This window comes from Rhizobium lentis (genome assembly GCF_014200175.1).
In the GTDB taxonomy this organism is placed as follows: domain Bacteria; phylum Pseudomonadota; class Alphaproteobacteria; order Rhizobiales; family Rhizobiaceae; genus Rhizobium; species Rhizobium mulingense.
Genome location: NZ_JACHBD010000001.1, coordinates 235157 through 248066 on the forward strand (window position 1 = coordinate 235157; position 12910 = coordinate 248066).

Below are 12910 nucleotides of genomic sequence, written 5' to 3' on the forward strand. Positions count from 1 at the left end.
TCAATCCATCTTCAGGATGATTTTGCCGAAGATCTGCCGTGATTCCATCCGCTCCAGCGCCCGATCGATATCGTCGAAGCCGACTTCGGTATCGATGACGGGATGGACGAGCCCACGGCCCATCTTCTGCATCGCATCAGCCATGTTTTCGATGCGGCAGCCGAAGGAGCCGAGCAGCTTCAATTGCTGCTGGAACAGCATCATCAGGTTCATCTCAGTCGAAACGCCGGAGGTCGAGCCGCAGGTGACGAGACGCCCGCCGCGCTTCATGCAGAGCATCGAACCGGCCCAGGTATCCTTGCCCACATGTTCGAAAACGACGTCGACGCCCTTCTTCTTGGTGAGCTTGCGCACGACGCCTTCGAAGCGGTCGGTGCGGTAGTTGATGACGTGATCGGCGCCGAGCGCCTTCGCCTTCTCGATCTTGTCATCGGAGCCAACAGTGGTGATGACGGTGCAGCCGATCTTCTTGGCAAGCTGGATCGCCGCCGTGCCGATGCCGGAGCCGCCGGCATGGACGAGGATCGTTTCGCCGGGCTCGAGCTTGGCATTATCGAACAGCATGTGCTCGACCGTGCCGAAGGTGACGGGCGCAAGCGCCGCCCCAATGGCATCGACGCCGGGAGGAGCCGGAACCAGCAGGCGCGCCGGCAGATTGACTTTCTCCTGCGCGAAACCGTCGAGATGGAAACCGTGCACGCCGGAAACGTGTTCGCAGAGATTGTCACGGCCTTCGCGGCATGGGCGGCAGAGCCCGCAGGTACGCGCGCCGTAGATCGAGACCAGCTGACCCGGCAGCACGTTGGCGACGCCAGGGCCGATGGCTTCGACGACGCCGGAGGCCTCCGCGCCGATGACGAGCGGCATCTTGCGCTTGGCGAATGCCATGCCGCGCCAACCCCAGACATCGATATGGTTGAGCGCCACCGCCTTAACGCGCAGCGTCACCTCGCCGGCGGCAGGCGCCTCCGGTTCCGGCAGGTCGGTGATCTCAAGCTTGCGGTCATCGATCAGTTGCAGCGCGCGCATGATGTATAATTCTTTCTTCTACGTGGATCGTCGTCATGCTCGGGCTTGTCCCGAGCATCTGCCAGCGGTCATTGAGTGACGAAAGTAGATCCTCGGGACAAGTCCGAGGTTGAGTCAAAAACCGCTTCGTCCAAAAATCAAGGAGGGTCTCTAAGCCGGTTCGAGCGCCATGACAAGGCTGGCATTCTGCCCGCCGAAGCCGAAGGAGTTGGAAAGTACGGCCGAAACCTGGGCTTCCCTCTTCTTGTTCGGCACGACATCGAGCACGATCGACGGATCGGGATTGTTGTAGTTGATCGTCGGCGGCAGCGTGCCCGTCAGCATCGTCTGCAGCGAGAACACCGCCTCGACCGCTCCTGCCGCCGTCAGCGTATGGCCGATCATTGACTTGTTGGACGACACCGGAATGCCGACCAGCTTCTCGCCGAAGACGGCGGACATCGAGCCATATTCCATCTTGTCGTTCTCAGGCGTCGAGGTGCCGTGCGCGTTGATGTAGCCGATGCCGCTTTCGTCGATGCCGGCGTCGGCAAGGGCCGCGCGGATCGTCGCGATCGCCGGGCCGCCGTCGGGCGAAGACCGGGTGCGATGGAAGCTGTCGGCCTTGTCGCCGGCGCCCTTCATGATGCCGAGCACCTTGGCGCCGCGGGCGACCGCCGATTCCAGCGATTCCAGCACCAGGGTGGCCGCGCCTTCAGCGATGACGAAGCCGTCGCGATCCTTGCTGAACGGCTTGGAGGCTTTGGTCGGCGGATCGTTCTGCGTCGAAAGGGCCGACAGCAGCGAGAAGCGGATCAGTGCTTCGGCGCTGAGCGACCCATCCGTCGCAACGGTCAGTGCGCGGTCGGTACGGCCCTGGCGGATTGCCTCGATGCCGAGCTGGATCGCCGTCACGCCGGAAGCACAGGCCGTCGACAAGGTCACGGGAAGGCCGCGCGTGCCGAATCGGTCGGCGAGGCGCTCGGAAATCGCGCCGAACAGGGCAGCCTCGTGAAAGGCCGGATCCGGCCGCTGACGCAGCGCCGTCAGGAAGCGCTCATAAGCATCGCCGGGATGGTCGGCAGCCGGCGAACGGTCTGCAAGTTCGAAACGGGCGCTCCATTCCGGCTCGATCGGCGGCGCGGCAAGGAACAGCGGGCCGTTGAAATCGCCTGATAGACCGGCATCGGCCAGCGCCTCGATGGTCGTCTCGCGCGCAAAGGCATAGGAGCGCTCGACGGCGTTCGGTACGGGAATCTCGATGAAATCGACGGTGCCGGCGATCCGGGTCGACAAGCCTTCGGTCGGAAAGCGGTTGATCGCGTGGATCCCCGAGGTGCCGGAAGAAAGGGCTGCCCAATTGTCCTTCAGGCCCTGGCCCAGCGACGTGATGATGCCCATGCCGGTTACTGCGACGATCGGCCGGCCGAGATGATCCTTGTAAGCGGAAGCTGTCATATCTCTATCCTCACGCCTCTGCGGAAAGAACGGCGACGCCCTCGCCGCGCTGGTGTCCGACCGTCGTTACGACGGCGGCCTTCGTGCCCGCCTTCATCGGCGCTTCATGAGCAGCGTCGAAGGGCGGAACCTTGGCCTTGGCATCGATGGCAAGGGCTGCGAGCGCCAGCCCCAGCGGGAAATGCGCCTCGATCGTGTGACCGGACACGCCGCCGAAGCCGCGGATTGCAGCACCGGGAAGCTGATGTTTCAGCACTGCCTTTTCGCGGGCGGCGATTTCATGCATGCCGGTCGAGCCGGAGAAGATTGCCGTGCTGTCCGGCGGCAGGTCGGCGGCAGGCTTCAGCAGCCGCTCCATGCGCACTTCGAAATTGCCGGCGCTACGGCTGCCGCGGTCGCCCTCGACGGCGCTGATCGTCGCATAGATATGCGCGCCGCGCTCTTCCGCATGCTTGCGCGATTCCAGCACCAGGAAGGCGCCGGCCGAACCGGTGATCATGCCGCCGCCTTCAAGGCCGGAGCGCGACCAGAGGGGTGCCCATTCGTCGCGCGTATGCGCGCCGATCGCTTCAGTGAGCAGGATCATGTCGGGACGTTCGGCAGCAAAGGCGCCGCCGACGAGCGCATGGGTGGATTCACCGGAACGGATGCGCCAGAACGCCGTCTCGACGGCGGAAACGCCTGAGGCTTCCTCGCCCATGAAGGTGCGCGAGGAGCCGGTGACCTTGTGAACGATGGAAATGTTGCCGGCCAGCAGATTGGAAAGCTGCGCCAGGAAAAGCGTCGGCCTCAACTCCGTCGTCAGCTTCTCATTGAGCAGCAACTCCCGGTCGTTGCGCTTCAGGCCCTCATCGACGATCAGCGTATCGACGTTGATGTCGCGCTCGCCGCCGCCAGCCGCCACGATCATGTCCATCGTGCCGCATGCCTCGATATTGTCCTTGAAGCCGGCATCGTCCAGCGCCAGACCTGCGGCGAAGACGCCGATGCGCTGCCAGTTTTCCATCTGGCGCTGGTCGCCGCGCTTGGCGATCTGCTGCGACCAGTCGATCTCAGGCAGCGGATGCACCGGATAGGGTTTGAATTTCTCGGTCTCGACGATCACCTTCGGCGCACTTTCGGCCGAAAGCAGCGCGATATGTGCCTCCTTGCCGACGCCCTGACAGGTAACGATGCCGACGCCCGAAATGACGACGTCGTTTGCAGCCTTGCTCATCCAATCACTCCCTGCGCTGCGATCGCGTCGAGAAGACCGACTTCGCCGGCGCGTTTTTTCACGATGTCGCCGAGCGGCACCTCGCTGAAGGGCATGGTGCGCAGTTTCAGTTGCGCATCGCAGACCTTCTTGCCGCCGCTGGTGATCTTGGCCTTGGTGACCGCGAAACCCGAACCGTCATGCTCCAGCACAGCTTCGATATCAAGCACGGCTTCCGGCTCGACAAAGGTGCGCATCTTGGCGCCGTCGACCGACATCAGGAAGGGCATGGCGGCAAAATCGGTTGCGGCAAGCACCAGCATGCCCGAAGCCTGGGCCATGGTCTCGATCAGGAGCACGCCGGGAACCAGCGGCATGCCGGGAAAATGGCCTTCGAAGACGGGGCTCTTGGCCGGCACGACCGATCGCGCCGCAAGCGTCCCCTTCTTCAGGTCCACCGCTTCGACGCGGTCAATCATCTGGAAATATTCCAGCAGCATTCGGATCCTCCGGCCCGACGGGCAAAATCTGCCCGCCGGTGACGCCTACTTAGGAACGAAGCCGCCCGGCCGCCATATTCAGGGCGGCAGGGCGTTCGAAAAAAGACTGATATGTCGCTCAGGCCTTGGCTGCTTTGAGCTCGTCGATCTTGGCGCACAGGTTCTTCAGCACGAAATACTCTTCGGTGGAAACCTTGCCCTCATTGACTTCCTGCGTCCACTTTTCGAGCGGAATCTTGATGCCGAATTCCTTGTCGATCGCAAAGACGATGTCGAGGAAATCGAGGCTGTCGATACCGAGGTCGTCGATCGTATGGCTCTCCGGCGTGATCGTGGCACGATCGATCTCGCTGGTTTCTGCAATAATGTCGGCAACTTTATCGAATGTAGCGGTCACGCGCTGTACCTCATGAAATGACGATTTAGACCTCCTCATAGGCAAATCCATTTCAAAAGCCAATGCTTTCGTCCGGGCGTTGCGGCAATTTGGCAATGAGGTGTTGCCTAAACAGCAATGGAGTGCCGGACGTTGCGGAGTGTTGCACGCCCACGAAATGCGATGCAAGGCCGTCTCGGCGCGAGAGGGGCGGCTGTCCGAATCGAATAGAGAACTTGCTTGGCCGAGGCGGCCACCGTCGCCGAAATTTGTGTTTTCCCCCGCACCCTGCTCGACCGCATGACAGCGGAGACGCCGGAGCTGCAGCGCAGCCTTCACGATCAGGCGCTCAACGAACTGGATGTTGCGCGCGAATGGATGTTGGCGCTCGGCCGGCGCACAGAGGAGGAAGAGGTCGCAAGCCTGCTCCACGTCATCGCCACCCATCGAGCCGCAGACCGCCATCAGCACCATCCTTGACCCGCCGCTGTCGCGCACCGAAATTGCTGATTTTCGTGGGCTGACGATCGAAACCGTGAGCCGGCAGATGACCAGACTGCGCAAGCGGGCTGTCATCCTGAACGAGAACTCTAGACATATCGTCGTTCCCGATATGGATGAACTGCAGAAGGTCAGCGGATAACGGTCTCAGCCGCCGGATTCAGAGCCAGATCAGCGCGTGATGACCACCCGGGTATTGGCGAGACCTGCCTCCCGCGCCAGTGAAAAGAACTCTGCCGCATTATCGGGATGCAGGCGAACGCAGCCATGCGAGGCCGGCCGGCCGAGACGCTTCAGATCGAAGGTAGCGTGAACCGCGTAACCGCCGTTGAAAAAGACCGCGTAAGGCATCGGCGCGTTGTCGTATTTGCGGGAGCGGTGATCGCGCGACAGCCATTTGGCGCTCCACGAGCCGGTCGGCGTGACATAACCATTGCGCGCGGTCGAAACCTTCCAGCGATACTTGACGAAACCGTTCTCGGTGACGGTCATCGTCTGCTTACCGATGCTGACATTGGCAACCAGCGTTGCTGCCTCAGCCGTCACCGGAGAAAACTGCAGCAATACACTTGTGGCCGCGGCCGCAAAAATCGTCTTCATGATAACCCCTCTTCGCACCCGCGCAGTTTGATTGCGCCCTCACGACAGAGAGACTACGACGATACTTATTATATAGCTTTAACCCGAATGGTAATCACAATTCTAACGAGCGAAAGCGTAGACGCCGCGACAGGGCGGCGCTTGTTCACTGAAGCTTACGCGCCGGCGACGGCCGCTTGAGCTGTTGGTAAGCCTTGTTCATCTTCTCGCGGATCGACGCCATCGTCCCGAGATTATGGCCGCACGCCGCGCAGGTGATGATGTCGGCCTCCCGGATCTCGGGGCGCTCGAATTTCATCTTGGTGCTCTTGCACTTCGGGCACGGCAATTCAACCTGGACTGTCATTGCTCTTTTCCGGTCTGATTAGAGATGGGAGGCGCTTCGCATAAACCTTTGTGGCGGGAGTGTCCACTGCGGTGCCTCACGGCACATTCTACAGGAAACATAAAAACAGTCCGAAGATCAGACCGGTAAGCACCATGCAGCTGGCATAGAACACCGACACACCGTCCTCGATATCGCCGGCGGTGGCAACGTCCCGGCCGGCGTTGTTGATCATCGGCTCAGTCACGATGACACCGCCATAGATGCGCGGGCCGGCGAGCTGGACGTTGAGAGCACCGGCCATTGCCGCCTCCGGTCGGCCGGAATTCGGCGAGCGGTGCAGGCCGCCGTCGCGCATCGCCACCCGGATCGCCTCGCGGCAGGGGCTCATGCCGCGCCGGATCCAGGCGCCGGCGGCAATCAAAAGGACGGAGAGCCGCGCGGCCGGCCAGTTGGCGATATCGTCCAGCCGAGCCGCGGCCCAGCCGAAATCGATGTATTTTTCCGACCTGTGGCCGATCATCGAATCCGCCGTGTTCAGCATCTTGTAAGCGAGCAGGCCCGGCAGCCCGAGGACGGCATACCAGAGGGCCGGCGCCACGACGCCGTCGGAGAAATTCTCTGCAAGGCTTTCGATTGCCGCGCGGCAGACGGCCGGCTCGTCGAGAGTCTCGGGATCGCGGCCGACGATGCGGGAGACGGCGTTCCGGCCGCCGGCAAGCCCCTCGCCGCGCAGGGCCGTGGCGACGGCCGCGACATGATCGGCCAGGCTCTTTTGCGCCAAGAAGATCGCCACCAGCCCGGCCTCCAGCACGAGGCCGGCGAGGCCGAAGAGCGCGAAAAACCGGTCGAACACGAAGCCTGCAGCAATCGACAGCACAAGCAGCGCCAGGATGGCCGCCACGCCGTTCATCCGGCGCTGAGAGCCCGTGAGGCTTGAGGGATTGAGCTGCTGGTCGGCGTAAGAGATCGCCGCGCCGAAGATGACGACGGGATGTGGCACCCGCGACCACAGCCATTGCGGATCGCCGACGATCCGGTCGAGCAGCAGCGCCAGAAGCAGCACGAGGAGGTTTTCGTCCATCATCATCGCTCAAATCCTTGAAGGGCTGCGCCAAGCCGCCTGTCCGCCGCCGCATCGGCTGTCAACCCGAAACGCAGCCAATCCGGCGCATAATCGAACTTGCGGACGAGAATATGATGCCGGCAAAGATGCGTGTAAATGTCGCTCGCCCTGCTATCGGCGACAAGCGTGAACAATGCCGTTCCCCCCCTGATCCGCAACCCGGCCGCGCTCAGCGCCGCCTGCAGCGCCGCGCTGCGTTCATCGAGACAACGGCGAATCGCAGCCACATCCGAACCAAGCAGCGAGGCGGCAAGCGACAGCGCCGGGCCGGAGACCGCCCATGGGCCAAGCCAGTCCTCGAACCGCGCGAGAATATCGTCGCGCGCGATTACAAAACCGAGCCGCAGGCCGGCAAGCCCGAAGAACTTGCCGAACGAGCGGAAGATTATCAGATTGGAAAGGTCTTGCGCGCGGGCCGCGAGGCTTAGCACCGGATCAGTATCCCCGAAAGCCTCATCGACAACAAGCAGCCCGTTTGCCGATTTCATCCGGTCGTGTAGGGCTGCCAACGCTTCGGCCGGCCATATCCGCCCGTCGGGATTGTTCGGATTAACGACGACGGCAAGCCGATATTGACCGCCGATCGCAGCGATATCGTCGACCGGGTCGACGGCAAAACCGGCCGAGGCGAAGGCGCGCGCATATTCGCCATAAGTCGGCGACACCACGGCGACTTTGTCGTCCGTCACGGCAATCCTATTGTCCGTCACGGCGACTTTATCGTCCGTCACGGCGACCCTATCATCCGTCACGCCGAGCTGGCGTCCCTGTCGAAGCAGGCGCGGCAGAAGCTGAATCACTGATTGCGTGCCCGGCACCGGCAGCGGCAGTATCTCGCCGCTGTCATAATAATCCTGCGCCGCCCGCCTTGCCTCGTCGACCAGATAGCTGTCCGGCAGACGGTGCCAGGCCCTTGTCGGGATCTCCGGCAGGGCGAGAGGGCATGGATTGATGCCGGTGGAAAGGTCGAGCCAGTCCTGCGGCCTGCCGCCAAAAGCGGCGGCTGCGGCGGTGATGCCGCCGCCATGAACGATCGGCGCGCTCATCCGGTCGCTTTCGCAAGGTCGATCAGATGCATGTAGGAGCCCGCCACCTGGCCGCGCCGGAGCCCGACAGCACCGAGATCAGTGCCGAGCGCATCCTGCGCAGTAAACAGCCGCTTTCCCTCCCCCTCGGAGACGACTGTTGAATAGTGGAATTCATGCGCCGTCATGGTCCGCGCGAAGAAGGCGCCGTCGAGCGGGGTCACTCGGCGATAGCCGAGATGGCGCCGGCGCTTGGCATAGCTGGTGACAACAGGCAGCAGGCCGAGCATTTCGTGGCGCCTGCCCTCGGCATCGATCAGCCCATCGCCCAGCACCATGTAGCCGCCGCACTCACCGTAGATCCGGATGCCGCGCGCCGCCGCATCGAGCATGCCGGCGCGGAAATTCTGCGCTTGGGAAAGCCGCCCGGCATGCAGCTCGGGATAACCGCCCGGCAGATAGATCGCGTCGGCATCAGCGGCCGGCGCCTCGTCGGCAAGCGGCGAGAAGAAGGAGATATCCGCCCCGCGCCGCCGCCAGCCAAGCAGCATATGCTCATAGGAAAAGGCGAAGGCAACATCGCGCGCCACGGCAACCCGGGCGCCGATCGGCATCAGTCGGTCGATATTGGCCGCCGACGGCCGGTTGAGGCCCTGCCTTGCGATGCGCAGCAGGAATTCGAAATTGCACTCTTCGGAAACGGCGTCCGCCGCATGGTCGATGAAATTCTCGAGGGTGGCATGTTCGCCGGCCTGGACAAGGCCGAGATGGCGTTCCGGCAAGGCCAGCGCCTTGTCGCTGCCGATCACCGCGATAACAGGCATGCGGATCGCTTCGAGCGCCTGACGCAGCATCGCCTCGTGCCGCTCGCTGCCGACCTTGTTGAGGATGACGCCGGCAACGCGCACATCGGCGCGGAAGCCGGCAAAACCTGATACCAGCGGCGCCACCGACTGCGACATGCGCGAGGCATCGACGACCAGCACGACGGAAAGACCGAGCTGGGCGGCAAGATCGGCCGCCGTCCCCTTCCCGTCAGCCGCCCCGTCGAACAGCCCCATCATCGCCTCGACCACGAGAATGCGGTCACCGGAACGGTGCAGCGTGGCATTGGCCGAGATCAGCTCCGGTCGCATCGCCCAGGGGTCGAAATTTAGGCAGGCCGTTCCGTTTGCCGCCGCATGGAAGGCGGGATCGATGTAATCGGGCCCGGCCTTTCCCGGCGCGACCGCGATGCCGCGCCGGCGAAGCGCCCTCAGCAGCCCAAGCGTTACCGTCGTCTTGCCGGCGCCGGAGGAAGGGGCTGCGATCAGGAGTCCGCTCATGCCGTCACCTTGCCGGAGCGCCCAAAAGGATCAGGCTGCAGCCGCCTGCCTGCAAGGGCGCCGAGCCAGTCGAGCGAGGCCCGCAGCCGCACCACTTCACCGACCACGACGATCGCCGGCGGCTCGAGCCCGGAGGCTTCAGCTGCATCGGTCGCTGCGCCGAGCGTCGTCTCCAGCACCTGTTGCGCGCCGGTCGCCGCGTTGCAGACGAAAGCCACGGGCTCGGATGCCGAGCGGCCCGACGCCATTAGATTGGCGCTGATCTGGGCGATATGCTTCATCGCCATATACATGACGATGACAGGAGAACCCTTGCCGATCGCTTCCCAATTGATCGCATCGGGCACGATCCCGGAGGAATCATGGCCGGTGAGAAAGGTCACGGCATGATTGATCTCCCGATGCGTCACCGGAATGCCGGCATAGGCAAGCCCGCCGATACCCGCGGTAATGCCCGGCACGATGCGGAAGGGGATGTTGTGCTCGACCAGCGTCAGAGCCTCTTCCCCGCCCCGCCCGAAGACGAAGGGATCGCCGCCCTTCAGCCGCAGCACTCGCTTGCCGGCGCGCGCCAGCTCCACCAGCCGGAGCGAAATATCCCGCTGCTTGGCAGACGGCTTGCCGCCGCGTTTTCCGGCATATTCCAATTCCGCGCCTGGCCGTGCGAGCTTCAGACAGTCCTCGTTGACCAGCGCGTCATGCACGAGCACATCCGCCTCCGCCAACCCCTTGGCGGCAAGCAGCGTCAACAGGCCGGGATCGCCGGGACCGGCTCCGACGAGCCAGACACTGCCCGGCTCCAGCGCCGGCAGATGTGAGAATGGGCTGTTCATCATTTTGTTGATCTAGGCCCACCAAGGATCAAGGTCAACGCCGCCCGCGCCACCTCACTTGAAGTTGCTGAGACGGCAATGACTCACTTAACGAGGAAACGGATTCGAATTCTCGGAAAAGCCGGACAAGGCTATGAATTTTATAATGAATAACGCTCCCCTCCATCGCATCGTCATCCTCGGCCTTGTGCCGATCTGCTGCCCTAACAAACGGAGGCAGATGCTCGGGACAAGCCCCAGCATGACGAAAGAGGCGTTGGCAGCCCTTGTCAGCAGTCTGTAACCGACCTTCTACCGTATCAAGCCCGAAGCAACGTATCACGGATCAGCTCGAGCACCTTTTGCGACTCGATTCCCGTAGCGACGATCTGGCTCGGCAGTCCATCCCAGTCGCCCGGCGGGAAACGGCGGCCATCCGGTTTGACCACCGTCTGGCCATCGGCGATGCCGCCGCAGACGACGCGCACCGCGCCGGTGATGGTGGTGAAAAGCTCGGGCGCCACGACGTAAACAGCGGCGCAGCTGTCATGCACCATCATGCCGTCATCCACCGCATGGGTGTAGAAATCGATGTAATGCTGCGACAGCCCGTCGAGCAGCTTCACCGCGCCGTCGCCCTTGGCCGCCATTGCGCCGAGATAGCTGCGGCTCATCGTGGTGATCGAGGTGACGTCGAGGCCGATGACGACCACTTTCCACGGCGCCGTCATGACGATGTCTGCCGCTTCGGGATCGCCGTGAATATTGGCTTCGGCGACCGGCGAGACATTGCCCGGCACGTAGAAATTGCCGCCCATGATGACAACATCCTTCACCAGGCCGGCAATCTCGGGGTCTTCCTTCAGCGCCATCGCCAGATTGGTCATCCGCCCGACGGCCACCAGCCTGACTTCGCCGGGATTGGCCCGCACCGTGTCGATGATGAAGCGGTGTGCCGGCCGGGAATCGAGCGGCAGGTCGATTGTGTGCGGTACCTCGATATTGCCGAGGCCGTTGTCCCCATGCACCATGGCCGGCCATTCCCGCTCGGCGCGCGCCGCATCGATGGTGACGCTCGCGCCCTTGGCGACCGGTGCCGGAATATCCCATTCGCGCTTGAGGAAAAGCGCATTGCGCGTCGTCGTCTCGACCGAGGCATTGCCGAAAACGGTGGTGATGCCGATCAGATCGATCTCGGGATGGCGGTGCAGGAAAAGAAGCGCCATGGCGTCATCGACGCCGGGATCCGTGTCATAAATGACCTTGTGCATGATTGTCCTCTAGATATGATCGCTGACTTGCCGGTCGGCGCCGCGAGTTGGCGCCAACATAACGACCGTCAGGCTTTCTGCAACCCGATGCGGGCAATCGCCGCTGTCGCATGCGTGGATTTGATCTTGCCAAGCACCAGTTCGGCATCTGCGCCGATAGCCGCAAGCGCTGCCGATTCCGCCACGCCATGGCAGCCGACGCGGGCAAAGACGACGGCGGAGGGATTTTTGAGCCGCGGCGTTTCCTGCTCCAGCCGCAGTGCATCGAAGAAAACGGCAGGCACGGCAAAATGCGCCGCAACGGCAAGGATCGCCGCTTCTTGCCCGCGGCTGTCGACGGAAGCGACAGCAGCAAGCTCCGACCCGCCGATGCCAGCCACCTTCAACGCCTCGCCGGCAAGCGCCAGCATCTCCGCAGGCGGCGTTCCGCGCTCGCAGCCGAGCCCGAGCACATGTCGCCTTGTGCTATCGAAAGAAATATCACTCATGGAAACCGTCGAATGCGCCCTCGCTGTGTCCTCGCAGCCATTGCAGCTTGGAAGGGGAAATGCAACAAGACCGGCGGAACGCTCTCCTGGAATAGCCTTTTGCCTGACATCGCCCTCCATCTGCTTCTGCTGCTCTGCGCGGCTGCCTTCTTTGCCGGTTTCGTCGATGCCATTGCCGGCGGCGGCGGCCTGATCACCGTCCCCGCCATGCTGATTGCCGGCATTCCGCCGCTGCAGACGCTCGGCACCAACAAGGTGCAGTCGATCTTCGGCGCCGCCTCGGCAACACTCGCCTATGCCCGCAAGGGCCATGTGCAGCTGCACGAACAGCTGCCGATGGCGCTGATGGCCGTGATGGGCGGGGCGATCGGCGCCGCCCTTGCCACCATCGTGCCCGGACAGGTGCTGCAGGCGATCATGCCGGTGCTGCTCCTGGCGATCGCGATCTTCTTTGCCGTCAAGCCGAACCTCAACGATCTCGACAAACACCGGATCATCACGCCTTTCGTCTTCGGCCTGACCTTCGTGCCAGCCATCGGCTTTTACGACGGCATCTTCGGCCCCGGCACCGGTTCCTTCTTCATGCTCGCCTTCGTCACGCTGGCCGGCTTCGGCGTGCTGAAGGCGACCGCCCATACCAAGCTTCTCAATCTCGGCTCCAACCTCGGCGCGCTCATCGTCTTCGCGAGTTTCGGCGCGATCCTGTGGAAAATCGGTCTGTTGATGGGTATCTGCCAGTTCCTCGGCGCGCAGCTAGGCTCACGGCTCGCCATGCGCATCGGCGCCAAGCTGATCAAACCGCTGCTCGTCATCGTCTGCCTGGCATTGGCGGTAAAGCTGCTCGCCGATCCCGCGAACCCGTTGCGCGTCTGGCTCGGCGCCTAACCGCCGACCCTCCAA

General features: G+C 63.1%; 14 protein-coding genes and 1 pseudogene. 2 read left to right on the forward strand and 13 right to left on the reverse strand.

The window, feature by feature from the left end:
* From GGI60_RS01180 to GGI60_RS01200, 5 genes are all read right to left on the reverse strand, one after another.
* Complete coding sequence (locus GGI60_RS01180) at positions 1 to 1029, reverse strand: zinc-binding dehydrogenase (RefSeq protein WP_183913284.1); 1029 nt, start codon at positions 1027 to 1029, stop codon at positions 1 to 3.
* Between the two features lie 150 nt (positions 1030 to 1179).
* On the reverse strand, positions 1180 to 2466 hold the full coding sequence (locus tag GGI60_RS01185) for a beta-ketoacyl-ACP synthase (RefSeq protein ID WP_097579746.1): 1287 nt from the start codon (positions 2464 to 2466) through the stop codon (positions 1180 to 1182).
* Positions 2467 to 2476: 10 nt separating this feature from the next.
* On the reverse strand, positions 2477 to 3682 hold the full coding sequence (locus GGI60_RS01190) for a beta-ketoacyl-ACP synthase (RefSeq protein WP_183913282.1): 1206 nt from the start codon (positions 3680 to 3682) through the stop codon (positions 2477 to 2479).
* Positions 3679 to 4161, reverse strand: a complete 483-nt coding sequence (locus GGI60_RS01195; RefSeq protein ID WP_004678659.1) for a 3-hydroxyacyl-ACP dehydratase FabZ family protein — start codon at positions 4159 to 4161, stop codon at positions 3679 to 3681. Before GGI60_RS01195 ends, GGI60_RS01190 begins: the two co-directional genes overlap by 4 nt.
* Positions 4162 to 4279: 118 nt before the next feature.
* The gene (locus GGI60_RS01200; protein WP_003540486.1) at positions 4280 to 4558 is read right to left on the reverse strand and encodes an acyl carrier protein; all 279 of its coding nucleotides are present in this window, start codon (positions 4556 to 4558) and stop codon (positions 4280 to 4282) included.
* Between the two features lie 213 nt (positions 4559 to 4771).
* Here GGI60_RS01200 and GGI60_RS01205 point away from each other — a divergent pair.
* Positions 4772 to 5180: pseudogene (locus GGI60_RS01205) on the forward strand (helix-turn-helix domain-containing protein); the annotation flags it as partial.
* A 29-nt stretch (positions 5181 to 5209) separates the two neighbouring features.
* Here the strand turns inward: GGI60_RS01205 and GGI60_RS01210 are convergent.
* The 8 genes from GGI60_RS01210 to GGI60_RS01245 all read right to left on the reverse strand — a co-directional run bounded on the left by GGI60_RS01210 (position 5210) and on the right by GGI60_RS01245 (position 12010).
* Entirely contained in the window at positions 5210 to 5638 is a 429-nt protein-coding gene (locus tag GGI60_RS01210; RefSeq protein WP_183913280.1) for a L,D-transpeptidase, read from the reverse strand.
* A gap of 145 nt (positions 5639 to 5783) precedes the next feature.
* Entirely contained in the window at positions 5784 to 5984 is a 201-nt protein-coding gene (locus GGI60_RS01215) for a hypothetical protein (protein WP_183913278.1), read from the reverse strand.
* Between the two features lie 88 nt (positions 5985 to 6072).
* The gene (gene cbiB / locus GGI60_RS01220) at positions 6073 to 7053 is read right to left on the reverse strand and encodes an adenosylcobinamide-phosphate synthase CbiB (RefSeq protein WP_183913277.1); all 981 of its coding nucleotides are present in this window, start codon (positions 7051 to 7053) and stop codon (positions 6073 to 6075) included.
* A complete protein-coding gene (locus GGI60_RS01225) occupies positions 7050 to 8135 on the reverse strand; it encodes a threonine-phosphate decarboxylase (protein ID WP_183913275.1) in 1086 nt (361 codons plus the stop codon). Before GGI60_RS01225 ends, cbiB begins: the two co-directional genes overlap by 4 nt.
* Positions 8132 to 9439, reverse strand: coding sequence for a cobyrinate a,c-diamide synthase (locus GGI60_RS01230; RefSeq protein WP_183913273.1), 1308 nt, complete (start codon positions 9437 to 9439; stop codon positions 8132 to 8134). Before GGI60_RS01230 ends, GGI60_RS01225 begins: the two co-directional genes overlap by 4 nt.
* Positions 9436 to 10275 carry a uroporphyrinogen-III C-methyltransferase gene (gene cobA / locus GGI60_RS01235; RefSeq protein ID WP_183913271.1) on the reverse strand — a complete coding sequence of 280 codons (840 nt, stop codon included), beginning with the start codon at positions 10273 to 10275 and terminating at the stop codon, positions 9436 to 9438. Before cobA ends, GGI60_RS01230 begins: the two co-directional genes overlap by 4 nt.
* 296 nt (positions 10276 to 10571) lie before the next feature.
* Positions 10572 to 11522 carry a nucleoside hydrolase gene (locus GGI60_RS01240; protein ID WP_183913269.1) on the reverse strand — a complete coding sequence of 317 codons (951 nt, stop codon included), beginning with the start codon at positions 11520 to 11522 and terminating at the stop codon, positions 10572 to 10574.
* 68 nt (positions 11523 to 11590) lie between these two features.
* Positions 11591 to 12010: a cobalamin biosynthesis protein gene (locus tag GGI60_RS01245; protein WP_183913267.1), complete on the reverse strand. Its 420-nt coding sequence runs from the start codon at positions 12008 to 12010 to the stop codon at positions 11591 to 11593.
* A 99-nt stretch (positions 12011 to 12109) separates the two neighbouring features.
* On the opposite strand from GGI60_RS01245, the gene GGI60_RS01250 reads away from it, so the two are divergent.
* The gene (locus tag GGI60_RS01250; RefSeq protein WP_064682417.1) at positions 12110 to 12895 is read left to right on the forward strand and encodes a TSUP family transporter; all 786 of its coding nucleotides are present in this window, start codon (positions 12110 to 12112) and stop codon (positions 12893 to 12895) included.
* Positions 12896 to 12910: the final 15 nt, after the last annotated feature.